The sequence below is a fragment of the Roseovarius halotolerans genome (assembly GCF_900172255.1).
Lineage (GTDB): Bacteria > Pseudomonadota > Alphaproteobacteria > Rhodobacterales > Rhodobacteraceae > Roseovarius > Roseovarius halotolerans.
Genome location: NZ_FWFU01000004.1, coordinates 528389 through 548924, shown reverse-complemented (window position 1 = coordinate 548924; position 20536 = coordinate 528389). Strand labels below are relative to the sequence as shown.

Annotated in this window: 24 protein-coding genes; 7 read left to right on the top strand and 17 right to left on the bottom strand. The window is 64.9% G+C overall.

The window, feature by feature from the left end:
• The first annotated feature begins 204 nt into the window (after positions 1-204).
• From ROH8110_RS17455 to ROH8110_RS17445, 3 genes are all read left to right on the top strand, one after another.
• Positions 205-417 (top strand): hypothetical protein, encoded by a 213-nt coding sequence (locus ROH8110_RS17455; protein WP_085819024.1) that lies wholly within the window; start codon positions 205-207, stop codon positions 415-417.
• Between the two features lie 71 nt (positions 418-488).
• Positions 489-2012: an AAA family ATPase gene (locus ROH8110_RS17450; protein ID WP_085819023.1), complete on the top strand. Its 1524-nt coding sequence runs from the start codon at positions 489-491 to the stop codon at positions 2010-2012.
• Positions 2009-2728, top strand: a complete 720-nt coding sequence (locus ROH8110_RS17445; protein ID WP_085819022.1) for an SDR family oxidoreductase — start codon at positions 2009-2011, stop codon at positions 2726-2728. The genes ROH8110_RS17450 and ROH8110_RS17445 overlap by 4 nt, the downstream gene beginning before the upstream one ends.
• Positions 2729-2816: 88 nt before the next feature.
• Here the strand turns inward: ROH8110_RS17445 and ROH8110_RS17440 are convergent, their stop codons facing one another.
• The 3 genes from ROH8110_RS17440 to ROH8110_RS17430 all read right to left on the bottom strand — a co-directional run bounded on the left by ROH8110_RS17440 (position 2817) and on the right by ROH8110_RS17430 (position 4750).
• Entirely contained in the window at positions 2817-3623 is an 807-nt protein-coding gene (locus ROH8110_RS17440) for a mechanosensitive ion channel family protein (RefSeq protein WP_085819021.1), read from the bottom strand.
• A 100-nt stretch (positions 3624-3723) separates the two neighbouring features.
• Positions 3724-4149 carry a large conductance mechanosensitive channel protein MscL gene (gene mscL / locus ROH8110_RS17435; protein ID WP_085819084.1) on the bottom strand — a complete coding sequence of 142 codons (426 nt, stop codon included), beginning with the start codon at positions 4147-4149 and terminating at the stop codon, positions 3724-3726.
• 151 nt (positions 4150-4300) lie between these two features.
• Complete coding sequence (locus tag ROH8110_RS17430) at positions 4301-4750, bottom strand: YtoQ family protein (RefSeq protein ID WP_085819020.1); 450 nt, start codon at positions 4748-4750, stop codon at positions 4301-4303.
• 156 nt (positions 4751-4906) lie between these two features.
• Here ROH8110_RS17430 and ROH8110_RS17425 point away from each other — a divergent pair, with 156 nt between their 5' ends.
• The gene (locus tag ROH8110_RS17425) at positions 4907-5362 is read left to right on the top strand and encodes a hypothetical protein (protein WP_085819019.1); all 456 of its coding nucleotides are present in this window, start codon (positions 4907-4909) and stop codon (positions 5360-5362) included.
• A 9-nt stretch (positions 5363-5371) separates the two neighbouring features.
• Here ROH8110_RS17425 and pheT read toward each other — a convergent pair whose 3' ends face one another.
• From pheT to pyk, 9 genes are all read right to left on the bottom strand, one after another.
• A complete protein-coding gene (pheT, locus tag ROH8110_RS17420; RefSeq protein WP_085819018.1) occupies positions 5372-7771 on the bottom strand; it encodes a phenylalanine--tRNA ligase subunit beta in 2400 nt (799 codons plus the stop codon).
• Between the two features lie 179 nt (positions 7772-7950).
• Entirely contained in the window at positions 7951-8232 is a 282-nt protein-coding gene (locus tag ROH8110_RS17415) for a YrhK family protein (RefSeq protein ID WP_085819017.1), read from the bottom strand.
• A 68-nt stretch (positions 8233-8300) separates the two neighbouring features.
• The gene (gene pheS / locus ROH8110_RS17410) at positions 8301-9374 is read right to left on the bottom strand and encodes a phenylalanine--tRNA ligase subunit alpha (RefSeq protein ID WP_085819016.1); all 1074 of its coding nucleotides are present in this window, start codon (positions 9372-9374) and stop codon (positions 8301-8303) included.
• Positions 9375-9470: 96 nt separating this feature from the next.
• Entirely contained in the window at positions 9471-9632 is a 162-nt protein-coding gene (locus ROH8110_RS18770; RefSeq protein ID WP_170156517.1) for a hypothetical protein, read from the bottom strand.
• A 140-nt stretch (positions 9633-9772) separates the two neighbouring features.
• Complete coding sequence (rplT, locus tag ROH8110_RS17405; protein WP_085819015.1) at positions 9773-10138, bottom strand: 50S ribosomal protein L20; 366 nt, start codon at positions 10136-10138, stop codon at positions 9773-9775.
• A 19-nt stretch (positions 10139-10157) separates the two neighbouring features.
• Complete coding sequence (gene rpmI, locus ROH8110_RS17400; protein WP_085819014.1) at positions 10158-10358, bottom strand: 50S ribosomal protein L35; 201 nt, start codon at positions 10356-10358, stop codon at positions 10158-10160.
• A 182-nt stretch (positions 10359-10540) separates the two neighbouring features.
• Positions 10541-11293 carry a hypothetical protein gene (locus ROH8110_RS17395; RefSeq protein WP_176236625.1) on the bottom strand — a complete coding sequence of 251 codons (753 nt, stop codon included), beginning with the start codon at positions 11291-11293 and terminating at the stop codon, positions 10541-10543.
• A 38-nt stretch (positions 11294-11331) separates the two neighbouring features.
• On the bottom strand, positions 11332-11556 hold the full coding sequence (locus ROH8110_RS17390; protein ID WP_085819012.1) for a hypothetical protein: 225 nt from the start codon (positions 11554-11556) through the stop codon (positions 11332-11334).
• A gap of 41 nt (positions 11557-11597) precedes the next feature.
• Positions 11598-13043, bottom strand: coding sequence for a pyruvate kinase (gene pyk, locus ROH8110_RS17385; RefSeq protein ID WP_085819011.1), 1446 nt, complete (start codon positions 13041-13043; stop codon positions 11598-11600).
• A gap of 193 nt (positions 13044-13236) precedes the next feature.
• Between pyk and ROH8110_RS17380 the strand changes: the two genes are divergently transcribed.
• Both ROH8110_RS17380 and ROH8110_RS17375 read left to right on the top strand, forming a co-directional pair.
• Positions 13237-13977 (top strand): N-formylglutamate amidohydrolase, encoded by a 741-nt coding sequence (locus ROH8110_RS17380; RefSeq protein WP_085819083.1) that lies wholly within the window; start codon positions 13237-13239, stop codon positions 13975-13977.
• 69 nt (positions 13978-14046) lie between these two features.
• Positions 14047-14370 carry a DUF1244 domain-containing protein gene (locus tag ROH8110_RS17375; RefSeq protein WP_085819010.1) on the top strand — a complete coding sequence of 108 codons (324 nt, stop codon included), beginning with the start codon at positions 14047-14049 and terminating at the stop codon, positions 14368-14370.
• 159 nt (positions 14371-14529) lie between these two features.
• Here ROH8110_RS17375 and ROH8110_RS17370 read toward each other — a convergent pair whose 3' ends face one another.
• Genes ROH8110_RS17370 through dgcN form a run of 3 tightly spaced genes read right to left on the bottom strand, consistent with a single transcriptional unit; the run spans position 14530 to position 17438 of the window.
• Positions 14530-15390, bottom strand: a complete 861-nt coding sequence (locus ROH8110_RS17370) for a D-amino-acid transaminase (protein WP_085819081.1) — start codon at positions 15388-15390, stop codon at positions 14530-14532.
• Between the two features lie 5 nt (positions 15391-15395).
• A complete protein-coding gene (dgcA, locus tag ROH8110_RS17365) occupies positions 15396-16376 on the bottom strand; it encodes an N-acetyl-D-Glu racemase DgcA (protein WP_370738121.1) in 981 nt (326 codons plus the stop codon).
• 60 nt (positions 16377-16436) lie between these two features.
• Positions 16437-17438, bottom strand: coding sequence for an N-acetyltransferase DgcN (gene dgcN, locus ROH8110_RS17360; protein ID WP_085819007.1), 1002 nt, complete (start codon positions 17436-17438; stop codon positions 16437-16439).
• A 263-nt stretch (positions 17439-17701) separates the two neighbouring features.
• Between dgcN and ROH8110_RS17355 the strand changes: the two genes are divergently transcribed.
• On the top strand, positions 17702-18661 hold the full coding sequence (locus ROH8110_RS17355) for an L-malyl-CoA/beta-methylmalyl-CoA lyase (protein WP_085819080.1): 960 nt from the start codon (positions 17702-17704) through the stop codon (positions 18659-18661).
• A 96-nt stretch (positions 18662-18757) separates the two neighbouring features.
• Here ROH8110_RS17355 and ROH8110_RS17350 read toward each other — a convergent pair whose 3' ends face one another.
• Together ROH8110_RS17350 and ROH8110_RS17345 are read right to left on the bottom strand one after the other, a co-directional pair.
• On the bottom strand, positions 18758-19423 hold the full coding sequence (locus ROH8110_RS17350) for a YiaD family glycine zipper/OmpA-like lipoprotein (RefSeq protein WP_085819005.1): 666 nt from the start codon (positions 19421-19423) through the stop codon (positions 18758-18760).
• 131 nt (positions 19424-19554) lie between these two features.
• Positions 19555-20430: a methylated-DNA--[protein]-cysteine S-methyltransferase gene (locus ROH8110_RS17345; RefSeq protein WP_085819079.1), complete on the bottom strand. Its 876-nt coding sequence runs from the start codon at positions 20428-20430 to the stop codon at positions 19555-19557.
• Positions 20431-20536: the final 106 nt, after the last annotated feature.

The following is a 20536-nucleotide window of genomic DNA, read 5'->3' as shown; positions in this document are numbered from 1 at the left end:
GGGGAGGAGGGTGAGCGCCCGCGACTCGGTATTTCCGGTCGCGGGCGTTCTGCCGTTCCGGGGATCATAACGCCCTGATTTCAAACAGCTCCGCCTTTCGGCGCCGCGCTATTCTGCCCGCTGCGAAAAAGAGGGATTCATTAACAGTCTGTTCGTGCTAAGATTGTATCGCCATTTCAATAACCCGTTATGCGGAGTATCGGCATGAAAAATGAATGGATCCTCGACGTGCTTGCCGACCTGGAGGCATTCGCCCGTCAGAACGGGTTGCCCGCGCTTGCCAGGCAACTGGGCGATACAAGGTTGCTGGCGGTGCTGGAACTGACGCCCGATGGCAATCATGACGCCGACGGGGGCGAGCAGAGGGCGCGCATCGGGACCGGTGCCGATTCCCAAGGGCTCGGCAAGCGGGTCTGATCGCCGTCCGCCTGTCCTTGCCTCTGCCTCTGCCTCTGGTGCTGGTCGCGCGGCTTGGATAGGGTCGCGCCATGTCCAGCAGCGCACTCACATTCTCCCACGATCAGGCCGAAGCCCATGACCGCATCGCCGAGATGCTGCGTGCCGCGGGCGTCGATCTCGACAGCGGGCAGCTCACGCCGCCGCGCGAAGGCGGTTCCGGCGTGATGGCGGTGGTCGGCAAGGCCGGCTCGGGCAAGACCCTGCTTCTGGCGGCGCTGTTTCGCGCCCTCGAAGAGGCGGGGGTCGATGTCGTGTCCGGCGATTGGGAGGGGCGACGGCGGCGCGACCGGCGCACGCTGGCGATCCTCGCACCCACCAACAAGGCCGCCAGCGTCCTGCGCATGCGCGGCGTGCCCGCCACCACCATTCACCGCATCCTCTACACACCGGTCTATCACCCCGAATACGCCAAGATCGCCGAATGGCTGGCAGGCAACGGCGAGCGCCCCGAGATCGACGGCATCACCGAAGAGGCCCTGAACCGCGCGCTCGCCTTCTTCCAGACCAATCGCTCGATCCCCGGCGCGCTGGCGGCGGCGGGTCTGCGCGGAAGCGATTTCATCACCGGTTGGACCCGGCGCGAGGAACCACTCGATATCGGCTTCGTCGACGAGGCCTCGATGCTCGACGACCGGCAGTTCGAGGACCTCAAGGAGATCTTCCCCAACCTGATCCTGTTCGGCGACCCCGCACAGCTTGCGCCGGTCAAGCAGTCGGGCTCGATGGTGTTCGATGGTCTGCCCGCGCCCGCCAAGCTGGAACTGCATCGCATCCACCGCCAGGACGCCGATAACCCGATCCTTGACCTCGCTCACGCGCTGGGCGATCCCGAGGTGGATTTCCACCGCTTTGAAACCCTCGTGCAAGAGGCTGCCCAACGTGACGAGCGCGTGCAATGGGCGCAGCGCGTCGAGGTGGACATGATGGCCCGCTCGCCGGTTCTGGTCTGGCGCAACGCCACCCGCATCCGGCTGATCCATGCCTTTCGCGCCGTGCATGGCGCGCCCGATGATGCCCTTCTCGAAGGCGAGCCGCTGATCTGCGACGGGATCGAACTGCCCGTCAAGCACCGCAAGAAACGCCTCGACCTCGAGGCGCGCGGCCTGATCAAGGGCGCGCAGGTGATCTATCTCGGGCCGGGGAACAAGCCCGGATTCTCGCGCCTGCATGTGATCGGCGCCGAAGACCCCCGCGTCAGCGCAGCCAGCATCGTCAAGATCGAGAAACCCGACGAGGAAGAACCCTTCATCCCCTTCGCCGCGGGCCTCGGGGCCACCTTCCTGCATGGGGCGGCGGTGACGATCCACAAGGCGCAGGGCAGCCAGTGGCGCGATGTGCAGGTCTTCGCGCCCGATCTCGCCATTGCCGCCCGGATGGGCCGGACCGAGGCGGGACAACCGCTGTGGAAACGGCTGGCCTATGTCGCGATTACCCGCGCCGAAGAACGCCTGCACTGGGTCGTGCGCAACCGCCTCGCCAAGCCCACCGGCCCCCTGCGGGTCGACGACCTGCGCAGCGCGCCCGTGCCCCTGAAACTCGAGGTCGAAACATGAAAACCATCCTCATCACCGGCGCCAGCGCCGGAATCGGCGCCGCCACGGCGCGTGCATGTCTTGATGCGGGTTGGCGTGTGGGCTGCGTCGCGCGGCGGGCCGCAGCGCTTCACGAGATGGCGGATGGCCACCCCAACGCGGTGATCCTGCCCTGTGATGTCACCGACGGGGCCGCCGTCGAAACCGCCTTCGATGCCTTCATGGCGGCTGCCGGGCGGCTTGATGTCCTCTTCAACAATGCCGGCACCTTCGGCCGCGCCGCCCTGATCGACGAACTCGATCATGACGAATGGCGCCAGGTGATCGACGTGAACCTGCATGGCATGTTCAACGCGGCCCGCGCCGCTTTCGCGCGGATGCGCGCCCAGGAACCGCAGGGCGGGCGGATCATCAATAACGGCTCGCTCAGCGCCCATGCCCCGCGCGCCCTGTCGGTTGCCTATACCACCTCCAAACACGCGATCACCGGCCTCACCAGAAGCCTGTCGCTCGATGGCCGCCCCTACGATATCGCCTGTGGTCAGATCGACATCGGCAATGCGCGCACCGAACTTCTCGAAGGGATCATCGCCGAGAACCCGGATGACCCGCCCCCCACGATGGACGTGGCCGAGGTCGGACGCGCGGTGCTCCACATGGCCAGCCTGCCGCCTGAGGCGAACATGCAGTTCATGACCCTGATGGCAACCAAGATGCCCTATATCGGGCGCGGCTGAACAGGGCCGTTCACCCGCCCCTTCATCTGGCCCGAAATACCTCGGGGGGGCCGGGGGGGCTGGCCCCCCGGACCGCGCCTGAGACCCTTCAGCCGGCTTTCTGGATTTCCACCGAGTGCGGATAGGGGATCGAGATGCCGCCCTTGTCGAAGGCTTCTTTCACCGCCTTGGTCATGTCGAACTTGAGGTTCCAGTAATCCGCCGCGTCGCACCACAGCCGAGCGGTCAGGTCGACGCTGCTGTCACCAAGATTCGTGACCCGCACCCAGGGCTCGGGATCGTCATGCACCCGCTGGTCCGCGCGCGCCAGGTCCAGGATCAGCCCCATCGCCTTGTCCGCGTCGTCATTGTAGTCGATTCCGAAGGTCAGATCGCAACGCCGCGTCTGGTAATGCGAAAGATTGGTGATGATCGCGCCCCAGGCCTGCCCGTTCGGGACGATGATCTGCACATTGTCCGGCGTCACCAGCTCGGTGAAAAAGAGGTTGAGATCCTTCACCGTGCCCGCGGTGCCGCCGATATCGACATATTGGCCCAGCTTGTAGGGCCTGAACAGGATCAGCATGAACCCTGCCGCCAGATCGCTCAGCGTGCCCTGAAGCGCCAGTCCGATCGCCAGCGTCGCGGCGCCCAGCATCGCCACCAGCGATGTGGCCTCGATGCCGAACAGGCCCAGCACGGCCACCAGCACCATCAGCAGGATCACCCATTTGACCATCGAGGCGACGAAACCGCCCAGCGTGTCGTCGATCCTCGGGTTGCTGTTGACCCGGCTGCGGATCACGCTGCTGATGACCCCCGCCGCGATCCAGCCCACGATCAGAACAACGGCGGCCTTTACCGCACTGATCACCAGCGGCGCATAGCCGCCAAGCTGCTCCATCAAACCTTCCATCCTGCTTTACTCCCGTATCTGTTCGCGTCCTCGATACCTCTCATGAAAAAAGGGGCCTGCGCAACCGCAGGCCCCCAGATGCTTGCGCCAGTGGCGCGGATCACTTCCTGAGCGCGTCGCGGATTTCCGTCAGCAGCTCCAGTTCGGTCGGCCCCGCAGGCGCGGCCTCGGCTTCGGCCTCTTCCTTCTTCGCGGCACTCTCCTTGGCGCGGTTCACCGCCTTGACCAGCAGGAAGACCACGAAGGCGATGATCAGGAAGTTGAGGATCGCCATCAAGAAGCGCCCCCATGCGAAAACCGCCGCCCCGGCCTCTTCCGCCTCGCCGATCGAGCCGAACTCACCCTCGCCCAGCAGCACATACTGACCCGCGAAATCGACGCCGCCCATGAACAGGCTGATGATCGGGTTGATCAGATCGCCCACGAGCGAGGTGACAATCGCCGTAAAGGCCGCACCGATGATGATGCCGACGGCCATGTCCATGACATTGCCCTTGGCGATGAAGTCCTTGAATTCCTGGATCATTTCACGGATCTCCTGTCCCTGTTTCACTCATACCCGCAGCGATCATTGCCTGCGCGCCGAGATATTGACCCGGTTTCCGGTAAAAAGGCCAGCTATTTGATGGGAATTACGCGGGGCCTCTCCCCCTCGCTTTCGCGCGCTGTGCAGGCGTTCAGCCCTCCAGCGTGCCCTCCAGCACATAGCGCAGGATCGCGACCACCTGTTCAGGCTCGCGCGCCACCGCCAGCGCGGCCGCGTTCACCTCCTTCAGGGCATGGTCATGCTCGGGCGGTTGCAGCACGATCAGCGACTTGCCCAGCGCAGATGCATAACCCGCATCAAACGCGGCGTTCCACTGCTTGTACTTCTCGCCGAAACGCACCACGACCACATCGGCATCCTCGATCCCCTTGCGGGTGCGGATCGCGTTGATCTTCGCGCCCTTGTGGTCGTGCCAGAACTTGTCCTCTTCCGCCCCGAGGATCGCGACACCGCAATCGTCGCTGGCACCGTGATCGGTGACCGGGCTGTTGAACCGCAGGTCCAGCCCCTTGGCCCCCTCGAGGATGCGCTCGCGCCAGTCGGTATGGATCTCACCCGAGAGATAAACGTTCAATGTCATGGGGTCTCCTGATCTGTTCTTTCGCGTTCCCCTGCTACATAGCCCGCAACCGGCTTGGCGTCATCCGCCTCGCGCGGATTTCAGGTTCATGCGCGCGCGCTCGGGTGTTATCTTGCCGTGACCTCACTACCCTCATCGCCTTCAGGAGTTCTTGATATGCATCCTCGCCTGGTTCTCCCTTTCTGCGCCGCTGTCGTTCTGTCCACGGCCCCGGCCCTGGCCGCCGATCCCGTCGCGGCGATACTGGACGCGGCGCGCGCGGGATGCGCCTCCTACGAGAACGGCCGGTTCGACGCAGGCGATGCCGTCACCAGTATCGACCTCACGGGCGACGGAGTCCCCGATCATGTGGTGGATGAAAGCCGGTTCACATGCAGCTCCGCCGCCTCGATGTATTGCGGCAGCGGCGGCTGCATGCTCCATGCGGTGGTCGGGCAGGATAGCTGGCGCTTCCAGGCCGAGGCGTGGCGCGTCATCGACTGGGACGGGCAACCGATCATCCTGATCGCGCGCGATGGCGGATGGTGCGGCGGCACCGGGGCGCAGATCTGCTACGAAGCCGTCTCATGGAGCCACGGCGACATGCTCAGCGTCATGGCGCCACCGCAGTGAGGGCGCGTTTCACCCGCGCAGCGTGCCGCCCGTGGCCTTCTCGACCTTCTCGACGATCTTGCGGCTCACCGCCTCGATATCGGCCTCGTTGAGGGTCTTCTCGGTCGGCTGAAGCCGCACGGTCACGGCCAGCGATTTCTTGCCCTCGCCAAGGCTGCCGCCGATGAACTCGTCAAAGACGCGCACATCGTCGATCAGCGCCTTGTCGGCCCCGGCGGCGGCATTGACCAGCGTCAGCGCCTCGGTCCCGGCATCCACCACGAAGGCGAAATCGCGCTCGACGGCCTGCAGGTCGCGCAGTTCCAGCGCGGCGCGGCCCGTGGCCTTCCGGCGCGGCAGCGGGATCTCGCCGGGGAAGAGGGTGAAGGCCACCGCCGGACCCTTCACATCCATCTGCTCCAGCGTGCGGGGGTGCAACTCGCCGAAAATGCCCAGCACCTTCTTGGGGCCAAGGCAGATGCGCCCGTGGCGACCGGGATGGAACCAGCCCGGCCCGTCGCGCAGGATCTGCACCTTGTCGGGCGCACCCAGCGCGGCCAGCACCGCCTCGGCATCGGCCTTGGCATCGAACAGGTCGACCGCGCGCGCCTCGCCATGCACATCCTTGGGGCCAGTCCGGCCCACCAGCAGCCCTGCAACCTGCACATGCTGTTCCTCGGGCTCACCACCGTGAAAGGCATGGCCCACCTCGAACAGTGCCAGGTCCATATGGCCGCGCGCCTGGTTGCGCGCCGCCGCCTGCAACAGCCCCGCCAGCAGCTCGGGGCGCATATGGCTCATCTCCGAACTGATCGGATTGGCCAGCATCGTGGCGTCGTCGCCACCCCCGAACAGCACCGCGCTCGCATGGTCGATGAAACTGTAGGTCACGCATTCATTATAGCCGAGCGCCGCAGCGGTGCGCCGCGCGATCTGCTCGCGCCTCTGCATGGGCGACAGGATCGGCTTGGGAACGCCGGGCTCGGCGCGCGGCAATGGCTTGCCCTCGAGCTTCGTCAGCGACGCGATGCGTGCCACCTCCTCGACAAGATCCGCCTCGCCCATCACGTCGGGGCGCCAGCTTGGCACATGCGCCATGTCGCCTTCCAGCTTGAAGCCCAGTGCCGTCAGCGTGCGCCGCTGCTCGGCCTCGGGAATATCCATGCCCACCAGCGACTGCACGCGCTTGGGGTCCAGCCGATAGGCGCGGTTCACATTCGGCACCTCACCGGCGACCACGACACTGGATGCCTCGCCGCCGCACAGATCAAGGATCATCTGCGTCGCCAGTTCCAGCCCCTCCATGTTGAAACCCGGATCGATGCCGCGCTCGTTGCGATAGCGCGCGTCCGAATTGATCTTGAGGCCGCGTCCCGTCGCCGCGATCTGGATATGGTCCCAGACCGCCGCCTCGAGGAACACGTTCACCGTCTCGCCGGTGGCGCCGGTGGCCAGCCCGCCCATGATGCCGCCGATGCTCTCGACGCCCTGATCGTCCGAAATCACCACCATGCCGGGGGCGAACTCATAGCTCTTCTCATCAAGCCCCACCAATGTCTCGCCGCCCTTGGCGCGATGCACCCGCAGGTCGCCGCTCACCTTGTCGGCATCGAACACATGCAGCGGGCGGTTGCGGTCATAGGTGAAGAAATTCGTGATATCCACCAGCGCCGAGATCGGCCGCAGGCCGATGGCGCGCAGCCGGTCCTGCAGCCATTGCGGCGAAGGCCCGTTGGCGACGCCCCGGATCACCCGCCCGGCAAAGACCTCGCAGCCACCCTCGCGCGTGTCCTCGTCGATGGTCACATTGATCGGGCAGGGGAACTGCCCCTCCACATGGGCCTGCGGTGCGGGCTTCATCTGCCCCAGCCCGCGTGCAGCCAGGTCCAGCGCAATGCCGCGCACGCCCAGAGCATCGGGCCGGTTCGGGGTGATGGCGATCTCGATCACCGGGTCGACTTTGGCGGGATCATGCTCGGCCAGCCAGTCGGTAAACGCCTGCCCGACTTCGCCCGAAGGCAGCTCGATAATCCCGTCATGCTCTTCCGAAAGCTCCATCTCGCGCTCGGAACACATCATCCCGTGGCTCTCGATGCCGCGGATTTTGCCGACCCCGATCGTGGTGTCGATCCCCGGCACATAGACACCGGGGCTGGCGATGACCACGGTGATCCCCTCGCGCGCATTGGGTGCCCCGCAGATGATCTGCGTCTCGCCGTCCGCCGTGGCCACCTGGCAAACTTTCAGCTTGTCGGCATCGGGGTGCTTCTCGGCCTTCACCACCTTGCCGATCGTAAAGGCGCGCAAGCGTTCGGCGGGGTCCGAGACCTCCTCGACCTCCAGCCCCAGATCGGTCAGCGTCTCTGCGATCTCGGCCAGGCCGGCCTCGGTCTCAAGATGGTCTTTCAGCCAGGACAGGGTGAATTTCATCGGCTCTCATCCACGAAAGGAACATTGTTCAATGCGCGTTTAGCCTATCCGGCGCAGGGGGAAAACCCCGCAGCGTGTCAGGGCCTCCGCCTTCTTCTGTTTGGAAATATCCCGGGGAGCGCGAGGGGCTGGCCCCTCGCTGACGCCGCGCGCATCCGCGCGCAACCGCTCTGGGGTGCTCACCCCTCGATCCGCCGCGCCAGGCTGTCGATCTTCCCCATCCGCCACAGATGGATCTCGCGCGCCAGGCGCAGCGTCGGCTTGAGACAGAAACAGGCCGAGCCGACAATGAACAACACGATCGCCTGGGTCTCGAAATCGGCCCAGAGAAACAGGACCGACCCGATCAGAAAACAGATCGCGGCGCTGAAATCGACCACCGTATAGGCGATCTCATAGGCCGCATAGATCCTTCGCGTATCGGCATTTCGCTGGCGGGATTCATGTCGGAACAGGCGCATGTGCGGGCCTCCGGTTGGCTGCGGATTATCGGCGCGGCGTCCTCACCGCGCGTTGCTGTGCTCGCCGTCTACCTGCTCAACCCGCCGCGCACCGTCGGCACGTCCAGCGCGCTGAAGCCGTAATGGCGTAGCCAGCGCAAGTCGGAATCGAAGAACGCGCGCAGGTCGGGGATGCCGTATTTCAGCATCGCGATCCGGTCGATCCCCATGCCAAAGGCAAAGCCCTGCCAGGCCGCCGGGTCGATATTCCCCGCCATCAAGACCTTGGGATGGACCATGCCGCTGCCCAGGATTTCCAGCCAGTCGTCGCCTTCGCCCACCTTGAGCGTGCCGCCTTCCCAGCTGCAGCGGATATCCACCTCGGCCGAAGGTTCGGTGAAGGGGAAATGCGAGGCACGGAAGCGCAGGTCGACGCCATCGACCTCGAAATAGGCTTTCACGAACTCTTCCAGCACCCATTTCAGGTTGGCCATGGAAATGTCCTTGTCCACCGCCAGCCCTTCGACCTGGTGGAACATCGGTGTATGGGTCTGGTCGTAATCGGCGCGATAGACGCGGCCCGGACAGATCACCCTGAGCGGCGCGCCCTGCAATTCCATCGAGCGGATCTGAACCGGGCTCGTATGGGTGCGCAGAACATGCGGCGGGCGCGTATCGTCCGCGTCGCGGTGCATATAGAACGTGTCCATCTCGGCGCGCGCCGGGTGGTGGCCGGGAATGTTGAGCGCGTCGAAATTATGCCAGTCGCTTTCCACCTGCGGCCCCTCGGCCACGGCAAAGCCCATATCGGCGAAGATCGCGGTGACTTCCTCGCTGACCTGGCTGACGGGGTGGATGGTGCCGTTTCGGCGCGACCGGCCGGGCAGGGTGACATCCAGCCACTCGCCGCGCAGGCGCTCGTCGAGGGCGGCATCTCCCAACCCCTGTTTCTTGGCCGAGAGCGCCGAATTGATCTCGTCTTTCAGCGCATTGAGCTTCGGCCCCATGACCTGCCGCTCCTCGGGCGTCATCTTGCCCAGCTCGCGCATCTTGAGGCTGATCTCGCCCTTCTTGCCAACGGCCTGGACGCGCAGGTTCTCCAGCGCGGCCTCGTCGCCGGCATTGGCGATCGCGGTCAGGTACTTGTCTCTGAGGTCGTCCATCTGTCTCACCCGTTTGGCGTCACGGGCGGGTTACCGCGCTTGGCGCGCCAGCGCAAGTGACTGGCGCCGGCCGCGGAGGCGGTTCAGGCCGCCGGGTCAGGCGGGACGGGCGCGCTGGACCTCCTGGTCATGCGCCGCCAGCAGGCGGCGGGCCTTCTCGCTCAGAAGCGTCAGAACGGGCTGTTGCGGTGAGCTCTGCATCTGCATCTCCATCCAACGGGCGGCCGGACGGGCCGCGATCCGTCGTTCAGGGTGCATGTCGAATCCGCCGGAATAAGGGCAGGGCCGGGGCAATTTCGGGCACGCCCGCAGGCGGCGCACAACGAAAACCGCCGCCAGCGCGGGGCTGACGGCGGTTGTTCAGGTGCTTTGCGTTCTGTCCCTCGAACGCGGCTGGCTTATGATGCCAGGGCGCCTTTCGCCTGATCGACGATGGCACCGAATGCTTCGGGTTCGCGCACGGCCAGATCGGCCAGAACCTTGCGGTCCACTTCGATCCCGGCCAGCGACAGCCCGTTGATGAAGCGCGAATAGGTCAGGCCTTCATCATGGGCGCGCACGGCGGCATTGATCCGCTGGATCCACAGCGCGCGGAAATTGCGCTTGCGGTTCTTGCGGTCGCGCGTGGCGTATTGGTTGGCCTTGTCGACGGCCTGACGGGCCACCTTGAAGGTATTCTTGCGACGTCCGTAATAGCCTTTGGCGGCCTTGACGACTTTCTTGTGACGGGCGTGGGTAACGGTCCCACCTTTGACGCGTGACATGGTTCAGGTCTCCTTGGCCTTAGCGGGAATAGGGCATCATCGGGCGGACGATCTTGGCGTCTGCCTCGGACATGACCGTGGTGCCACGGGCGTCACGGATGAACTTGGTGGTGCGCTTGATCATGCCGTGGCGCTTACCCGCCTGTCCGCATTTGATCTTGCCGCTGGCCGTCACCTTGAACCGCTTCTTGCAGCTCGACTTGGTCTTCATCTTGGGCATTTCCGGCTCCTCTTCAGGTTCGGTGGAACGCGCGACTCGGCATGCCACTTCGGCCGGCCACGCGGTATCAGAGCGCGCCGTATACGCCGACTCACTCTGTTTCGCAAGGGGGTGTCACCGTGAAAGACGGGTTCGTGGCCGCAGCGCCAAAGCAATGCATCCTGCGCCCGGTCGGCGCCGTCTTACTGCCCGCCGATCCGGTCACGCAGCAGTTCACCCACCTTGATGTAGTCGGCGTTCTTCACCCCGTGCGCGACCGGATGCGGCATCATCAGGAACTGCGTGCCGCCGGTCTGGCTGTGGAACAACTTCTGATGCGCCGGGTGGCGCACCAGCGGGCCAGACACGCGCTCCCAGTGTTTCCTGAGGGTCGAGCCATAGAACAGCACGGCGGCGGGCCGATGTTCGGCGACGAGCGCTTTCAGCTTTTGCGCACGCTTGTCGGCAACCTCCGCCATATAGGCCTTGCGGCTCTGCAGATAGTCGAGATCGGTGTGATCCTTGACCCACCAATCGCCCGTACTCGGCGACGGCAGGGGCATCAGTTCGATAAAGCATGTGGGCACCAGCACAGGTTCGATACGACCCAGCGACATGATCTGGAACCGGCGCGTGTCGCTTGTATTCGTCCGATGGCCATAGGCGGCCAGATAGGTCTTGATCAGCTTGGACCATGTCCTTTGCACCCTGGCCCGTTCTTCGAAATGCTCAGGCGCGCCGATCGCTTGATGATACCCGGCCGCATCGTCCAATTGCCGCTCGCCACGCGTGTGCCAGGCATTGATGCGCTTGGGAAAGTCCTTCTCACCGCAGGATTCCTCCATTCCGACCATCCAGATCGGGGCCTCGAAACTTCCATAGCCCCAGAATAAGTCAATGAAACGGCTGAGAATTCCGGATTCGACGTGTTCTTTATCGGTCAAAACGACCTCCACTCTTTACTCACTTACAGGCGCGCGCGCTGCTCCGCCCCTCAGGGCAGATACCGTGCCACCACGCGTACGAAGGTGTCGGGCACATCGCTGATCGTGTAGCCGCCGGGCTTGCTCGAGATTGCCCAGACCAACAGCGCCCCGCCCGCGATGATCGTGAAGGCGGCGACGCGCGGCGCGTGTCCGTCGCTGAACGCGGCGATGATCGAGGGAATGGACAGGATGATCAGCACAAGGCCGACAATCAGCGCAAGATCATGGTCCATTCAACTCTCCGATACGGGAAACAGGCTGCGACAGGCGCAGTTTAACCCGGATCGGTCGCGTATATCAAACTTTCCTGACAGGGCGCGACACGCAGGATGTTGGTGGTGCCCGGCACGTTGAAAGGCACGCCCGCCGTCACCACGATCTGATCGAGCGGCTCGGCATAGCCTTCCTCGCGCGCCGCGCGCGCCGCATTCAGCACCGCCTGCTTGAAGCGCTCAAGCTGGCCGGTCATCACGCAATGCACGCCCCATGTCAGCGCCAGCCGCCGCGCGGTGCCCAACAGGTTGGTCATCGCGATGATCGGCACGCGCGGGCGTTCGCGCGCAGTCAGAAGTGCGGTCGTGCCCGACTGCGTGAAACAGCAGATCGCCTTGATATCCGTGGTTTCGGCGATCTCGCGCGCGGCGGCGACGATACCGTCGGCCACCGATGTGCGGCTGACCCGGCGCGAGGCCTCGATCACCTCCTGGTAGGTGGGGTCGTCCTCGACCTCGCGGGCGACATTGTCCATCGTCGTGACCGCCTCGACGGGGTAATCTCCCGCCGCCGATTCCGCCGACAGCATGATCGCATCCGCGCCCTCGTAAATGGCCGTGGCCACGTCGCTCACCTCGGCGCGGGTGGGCATCGGGCTCTCGATCATCGATTCCAGCATCTGTGTGGCGACAATCACCGGCTTGGCGGCGGCGCGGCACTTGCGCACCAGGCGCTTCTGGATGGGGGGCACGTTCTGCACCGGCAGTTCCACCCCCAGATCGCCGCGCGCCACCATGATCCCGTCCGAGGCCTCGAGGATCGCGTCGAACTGCGTCACCGCCGAGGGTTTCTCGATCTTGCTCAGGATCGCGGCCCGGCCAGCCGCCAGTTCGCGCGCTTCGGTCACGTCCTCCGCCCGCTGCACGAAACTCAGCGCCAGCCAGTCGATGCCCAGCCCGCAGACGAATTCCAGGTCGGCACGGTCCTTTTCCGAAAGCGCCGCCAGCGGCAGCACCACATCGGGCACATTGACCCCCTTGCGGTTGGAAATGGTGCCGCCGATGACCACTTCGGTCTGCGCGAAATCCTTGCCGCATTCGATCACCTTGAGGCGGATCTTGCCGTCATTGACCAACAGGCTCGCGCCCGGTTCGAGCGCGGCAAAGATCTCGGGATGGGGCAGGCAGACGCGGTTCGCGTCGCCCTCGGCCTCGTCCAGGTCCAGCCGGAACGCCGCACCCTCGATCAGCTCCTCCTCGCCATTGGCGAAACTGCCGACCCTCAGCTTCGGCCCCTGAAGGTCCGCCAGGATCGCAATCGGGCTGTTCAGCTCTTCTTCGATCTGGCGGATGATGCGGTGCTTTTCGGCGATCTCTTCATGAACGCCGTGGCTCATGTTCAGGCGGAACACGTCCGCGCCCGCCTCATGCAGGGCGCGAATCGTGTCGTAATCCGACGAGGCGGGGCCAAGCGTGGCCACGATCTTGACGTTGCGGTGGCGTTTCATCCGGGAATTCCTGTCTTTATTCGCCGCCCGGTGTCACCATCCGGGCGCGTCCTGTCAATGGGCTGCCGGGTCCGGCATGGTCCCTGGCTGCTCGGTTGGCCATATGTTACCGCTAACGGCGCAGCAAGGTCCATTCCCAATTCACATCCTCTTTCATCTGTCCTAGAGGATGCGCAAAGGACATGACACCGCGATGACCTATCAACCCTTTTTCATAGAGGGCGCAGAGCGCCCCGCCCGCTGGCTGGTCACCTGCGACCATGCCGCCAACACCGTGCCGCCCTTCGTCAACGGCGGCACCCTCGGCCTGCCCGAGGCCGACATGAACCGCCATATCGCCTATGATGTGGGCGCCGCCGGTGTGGCGCGCGAACTGGCGCGGCATCTCGATGCGCCCGTGATCCTGTCGAATTTCTCGCGCCTCGTGATCGATCCGAACCGTGGCGAGGACGACCCGACCCTGTTGATGAAGCTCTATGACGGCACGATCATTCCCGGCAACCGCCACGCCGGGCAAGAGGAACTGGAGCGCCGCCTCAACCGCTGTTACCGGCCCTATCACACGGCCCTGTCGGAACTGGCCGCGCGCCAGCGCGACACGGTGATCGTGTCGGTTCACAGCTTCACCCGACAGCTTCGCGCGCGCCCGCCCCGGCCCTGGCATGTGGGTGTGCTCTATGCCGCCGACCGGCGCCTGTCGCGACCCTTCATCGACCTGCTTCACGACGAGCAGGATCTCTGCATCGGCGAGAACGAACCATACGGCGGCCATCTTCCCGGCGATGCCATCGCCCGCCACGCAATCGCCCATGAGCGCCCCAACACGCTCCTCGAATTGCGCAACGACCTGATCGAAACCCCCGACACGCAGGCCGCATGGGCGTGCCGCCTCGCCCCCATCCTGACCGAGGCCGCGCGCCGCGCCGGGGTCTGACGCCGCACCGACGCCTTGAACGCACGCGCCCTTGTGCGCATGTTGAAGCTGACACCAAGGAGGACCGTCATGGACGACCGGACACGCATCGAACTCGAGGCCGCCGCCTTTCGCACCCTGCGCGAACACCTGATGGAAAAACGCCCCGACGTGCAGAATATCGACATGATGAACCTGACCGGGTTCTGCCGCAACTGCCTCAGCCGCTGGTATCAGGAGGCCGCCAATGCCCGTGGCATCGAGATGACCAAGGACGAGGCGCGCGAGATCTTCTACGGCATGCCCTACGAAGACTGGAAAGCCGGCCACCAGACCGAGGCCAGCCCCGAGAAGCAGGCCGAGTTCCGGCAGGCCTTCGCGCAGAACGTGGGTAACCCCGACAAGCCCGGCTGAACCGGCGCCCGCGGCGCGTTTTCATGCGCCGGAGAGATTGCGCCTCTGGCGCGGACTCTGCCAATTTGTACAAAACTTGCGCGCGCCGGGGCGGACCCGGCGCGAAAGATGTACGAAACCGCCGTACAAAACGGACGTTTCGTACACGTCCCGCGCGCCTCAGATCGCCTTTTTCAGGCTTTCCTCGAGGTAGATTTCACGCAGCCTTCTGGCCACCGGACCCGGCTTGCCATCGCCCAGGCTCGCGCCGTCGATCTCCACCACCGGCATCACGAAGGCGCTGGCCGAGGTCACGAAAGCCTCGTCCGCAGTCTTCGCTTCCTCAATGGTAAAAGGCCTTTCCTCGACTTCCATCTGCGCTTCGCGCGCAAAGCGCAGCACCGCCGCGCGGGTGATCCCGTGCAGGATGTCGTTGCTCAGCTGGCGCGTGATGATCCGCCCGCCCTTGACGATATAGGCGTTGTTGCTGGTCCCTTCGGTGACATGCCCGTCCTCCACCATCCACGCATCATCACACCCCGCCTTCTTGGCCATCATCTTGCCCATCGAAGGATAGAGAAGCTGCACGGTCTTGATGTCGCGGCGGCCCCAGCGAACGTCATCTATGCTTATGATTTTCAAACCCTTTTCCGCCTGCGGGCTGTTGGCCAGGCCGGGCTTCGATTGGGTGAAAAGCACCAGTGTCGGGGCCGTGGTCTCCGGGTCCGGAAAAGCGAAATCGCGGTCGCCATCGCTGCCGCGCGTGACCTGGAGATAGATCAGCCCGTCGTCTATATCGTTGACGCGCACCAGTTCGCGGTGGATATCCAGCAACTCGTCGAAGGCTTCGGGCTTGGGCATGTCGAGCTCATTGAGCGACCGCTCCAGCCGTTTCAGATGCCCCTCGAAATCGATAAGCTTGCCGCCCAGCACACTGGTCACCTCATAGACCCCGTCAGCCATCAGGAAGGCCCGGTCGAAGATCGAGACCCTGGCTTCGGTCTCGGGCAGGTATTCGCCATTCAGGTATACGGTGCGCATGTTCTTCATCCCCACAATGCGGCCTTGGGCGGATGCACCCCGGCCTCGTCAAACGTCAAACCCTCGTCCCGGTCTTCAGCTAGCAACAGCGGCCCGTCAAGATCCGTTACCAGAGCGCCCTGTGCCACCAGAACCGCCGGCGCCATCGCCAGCGAACTGCCCACCATGCAGCCCACCATCACCTTGTAACCGTCCGCTTTCGCGGCGTCGCGCAGGGCCAGGGCCTCGGTCAGGCCACCGGTCTTGTCGAGCTTGATATTGACCACGTCATATTTCCCCTTCAGCCCGGGCAGGCTGTCGCGGTCATGGCAGGATTCATCTGCGCAGACCGGCAGGGGGCGCTCGATTCCGCGCAGCGCCTCGTCATCGCCTGCGGGCAGGGGCTGTTCCACAAGGCTCACGCCAAGCCGCACCAGATGCGGCGCCAGTTCGGCATAGACCTCTGCGCTCCAGCCCTCGTTGGCATCGACGATGATGCGGGATTTGGGCGCTCCTGCGCGCACCGCTTCGACGCGCTCCATGTCGTCGGGCGTGCCCAGCTTGATCTTCAGAAGCGGGCGATGCGCGTGTTTCGCGGCCTGTTCGCGCATGGCGTCCGGCGTGTCCAGCGACAGGGTGTAGGCTGTGATTTCGGGCTTCGGCTCGGGCAGCCCGGCCAGCTCCCACACGCGCTTGCCCGCGCGCTTGGCCTCAAGATCCCACAGCGCGCAATCCACCGCGTTGCGCGCCGCCCCGGCGGGCAGCAGGTCCTGCAACCGGGCGCGATCGAAGGTCTCGGGCAGGCCCTCGATCTGCGCGGCCACGGACTCCAGCGTCTCGCCATAGCGGGCATAGGGCACGCATTCGCCGCGCCCGCTCACGCCGCCATCGTTCAGATGCACCGTCAGCACCTGCGCTTCACTGCGCGAACCGCGGCTGATCGTGAAGACCTGCGCCAGCCGGAACACATCACGGGTCAGCGATATCTCCACGCTCTTCTCCTTCATCGTTCTTCAAATACTCATCTGCCCGGCCGCGTCATCGCGCCGCCGGGCGAGGCGATCAGATCACAGGGCGGCCAGCGCGTCCACCAGCTTGCCCGGTCCGAACCGATAGGGGTCGGTCGCGGGCAGATCCATGCTGCTTTCGATCTCGGCGAGATAGGCCTTCGCGTCCTCTTCGCTCATATGCTGGGTGTTCACCGACACGCCTGCCACCACGCAGCCGGAATTGGCGATGCGCGCCAGCGGCAGCGCGGTGTCGCGCAGCTCTTCCAGCGAGGGCGGGGTGTAATCCGGCAAGCCGCGCATTTGCGCGCGCGTCGGCTCGTGGCACAGGATCAGCGCATCCGGCTGGCCGCCATGAATGAGCGCCATGGTCACACCCGAATAGGAGACATGGAACAGGCTGCCCTGACCCTCGATCAGGTCCCAGTGATCCTCGTCATTGTCCGGCGTCAGCCATTCGACCGAACCGGCCATGAAATCCGCGATCACGGCGTCCAGAGGGACACCGTCGCCGGTGATCAGGATGCCGGTCTGCCCGGTTGCGCGGAACGTCGCCTTCATGTTGCGCGCGTGCATCTCGCGCTCCATCGCGATCGCCGTATACATCTTGCCGACCGAACAATCGGTGCCCACAGGCAGGCAGCGCTTGCCGCGGCGCTTCTTGCCGTCGGCGATGGGGTAATCCACCTCGGGCACGCGCACGTCATGCAGGCTGCGCCCGGTCGCCTCGGCCACGGCCACAAGGTCGGGTTCGTTGCGCAAGAGGTTGTGCAGCCCCGCGGCGAGGTCGAAACCTTCCTCCAGCGCGGCGACCAGAACCTTTTTCCATTCCTTCGAGATCACGCCGCCCCGGTTGGCGACACCGATCACCAGCGTCTTGGCACCGGCGGCGCGGGCCTCTTCCAGGGTCATGTCGCTCAGCCCCAGGTCGGCGCCGCAGCCCGGCAGGCGCAGCTGGCCGACGGCATTGTCGGGGCGCCAGTCGCGGATGCCGATGGCCACCTTGGCGGCCAGCATGTCGGGCGCATCGCCCAGAAACAACAGGTAAGGGGTCTCGATCATGACGGCTCCTTTCGGGAATCACGTTTCGGGGGATTTTCCTACAGTATGGGCGCGATGTTCTGTGGGAAATCGAAGTAAAAATCCACCAGTACGCAAGAATATCCCGCTTGTGCGACGTTCTACAGAATTTTTCCCCATACGCAAACGCCACTTCCGGCTGCGGTCCCGTGATGCTGCTGCGCAGAAACCGGTTGCGGGGGCGGGCGCAATTTTATACCGGTTGGCCGATCAAAAGTGAAACATTCGACAAGAGGCCGCGCATCATGAGCTTCCGCCTGCAACCGCCCGCCCCCGCCCGTCCCAACCGCTGCCAGCTCTTCGGCCCCGGCTCCAATACCAAGCTGTTCGAGAAGATGGCGGCCAGTGCGGCGGATGTCATCAATATCGACCTCGAGGACTCGGTCTCGCCCGGTGACAAGGACACGGCGCGCGCCAACACCATCCAGGCGATCAACGATGTGGACTGGGGGCAGAAGACCCTGTCGGTGCGCATCAACGGTCTGGATACGCCGTTCTGGTATCGCGACGTGGTGGACCTTCTGGAACAGGCGGGCGACCGGCTCGATCAGATCATGATCCCCAAGGCGGGCTGCGCGGCGGATATCTATGCCGTCGATGCGCTGGTGACCGGGGTCGAGGCCGCCAAGAGCCGCAAGAAGCGCATCAGCTTCGAGGCGATCATCGAATCCGCCGCCGGCATCGCCCATGTCGAAGAGATCGCCGCCGCCAGCCCCAGGATGCAGGCGCTCAGCCTCGGTGCGGCGGATTTCGCCGCCTCGATGGGCATGGCGACCACCGGCATCGGCGGCACGCAGGAAAGCTATTACATGCTGCGCGAGGGACAGAAATACTGGTCTGATCCCTGGCACTGGGCGCAGACCGCCATCGTCGCGGCATGCCGCACGCATGGGCTGTTGCCGGTCGATGGCCCGTTCGGGGATTTCTCGGATGACGAGGGTTTCCGCGCACAGGCGCGCCGCTCGGCGACGCTGGGCATGGTCGGCAAATGGGCGATCCACCCCAAGCAGATCGCGCTGGCGAACGAGATCTTCACCCCTTCCGCCGAAGCCGTGCAGGAAGCCCGCGAAATCCTGAAGGCGATGGACGAGGCCAAGGCGCGCGGCGAAGGCGCGACCACCTACAAGGGCCGTCTGGTGGATATCGCCTCGATCAAGCAGGCCGAGGTGATCGTGCGCCAGGCCGAGATGATCGACGCCATGTAAGGACCGCCCGGCATGACCCGGACATGAAAAACCCCGGCAGGGCCTTGGACCTTGCCGGGGTTTTGCCGTTTCCGGGGCGCCCGTGGCGCCGTGCGATCAGGCCGCGTTGGGCAGGATCACGATCTCGACCCGGCGGTTCTGCGCGCGGCCCGAATCGGTCAGGTTATCCGCGATCGGCTGGTTCTCGCCCCGGCCAAAGGTCTGGATGCGCCCGAAGGAAACGCCGCCCTGCATCAGCACATCGGCCACCGCATTCGCGCGCCGCTCCGAGAGCTGCTGGTTATAGGAGGCCGCGCCGGTGTTGTCGGTATGACCGACCACCTGCACCGACGAATCGGGATAATCGCGCAGGCTGTCCGCCACGGTCAGCAGGTCGCTGCGCAGTCCGGGACGGACGGCGGCGCTGTCCACGTCGAACAGGATGTCCTGCGGCATGGTTACGATCAGGCGGTCACCGGTATTGGTGATGCGGATGCGGTCGTTGTCCAGCTCCTGGCGAAGCTGCGCTTCCTGCTTGTCCAGCATGTTGCCATAGGCCGCGCCGCCCGCTGCGCCAAGCGCACCGCCGATGATGGCGCCCTTGCCCTTGTCGTCGCTGACCGCGGCGCCAAGCCCCGCGCCCAACAGGCCGCCCAGAAGCGCGCCCTGCTTTGTTTTCTGGCGCGGGTCATTGCCGTTGACCATTGCCGGGTCGGTGCATGCCGTGGCCATCAGCAGGGATGTGCCGGCAAGAATAAGAAGTGAATGTCGTGCTCGGATCATGAATGAAGCCTTGTGTTGATTGCCCGATTGGCCGGGTCTGGGGACAGAATAGGCAATGCCGTCCCCCGACCCAAGGAAAACCGGGGGGAAATCGGCGGCAATCCGCGCATATCTGATACCCGGGCGCGCCGTCAGGCCTCGGCGCGCGCACTTTCCCAGGCCAGCATCGCCCGTTTGACCGGCAAGCCCCAGTGATAGCCGCCAAGCCCGCCCGATTTTCGCATCGCCCGGTGACACGGGATAAGGAAACTGACCGGATTGCGCCCCACAGCGGTGCCCACGGCGCGCACCGCGCGCGGGCTGCCGATGGCGTGCGCGATGTCGGAATAGGTGGTGACATGGCCGCTCGGCACGCGCAGTAACGCCTCCCAGACCTTGATCTGAAACGGCGCGCCGATCATGTGCAGCGCCGCTTCGCCGCGTCCTTCAAAGGCCGCTTCGACCCAAGGCGCGATACTGTCCGGGTCATGCTCGAACCGCGCGGCGGGCCAGCGCCCCGCCATGTCCTGCCAGGCGGCAACGCGCCCGCATTCCTCGGCAAATGCCAGCCCGCACAGCCCCTTGTCGGTGCCCATTGCCAGCACCTCGCCAAAGGGACTTGCGAACCAGCCGTGGCGAATCGTCAGCCCCTTGCCCCGCCGCGCGTATTCGCCGGGGCTCATGGCGTCCCATCTCAGGAACAGGTCATGCAGCCGCCCGGTGCCCGACAGCCCCGCAGCCACAGCGGTCTCCAGCACCGTGTGGCGCTCGGCCAGCAGCGCCTTGGCATGTTCCAGCGTCAGGTATTGCTGATACCGCTTGGGCGAGACTCCGACCCAGGCCGAGAACAGGCGCTGAAAATGCGCCGGACTCATGTTCAACTCGGTGGCCAGCGACTCAAGCGGTATCCGCTCGCCCGCCGCATCGATCTTGTCCAGCGCCCGGCGCATCACGTGGTAATGATAGCTCTGCGCTTTCGCGCTCTCGCTCGGCTCGACCGTAAGGGCATCTGCAGGGGCATCTTTCATGGTTTCGCTCATGGTCTCGTCTTTGTTCATGTCCCAAGATTAAGACGCGCGGCGCCCTGCGGCGACCCGAATGTTGCGCATTGGGTTCTTTCGGGGCAAAAGGCTT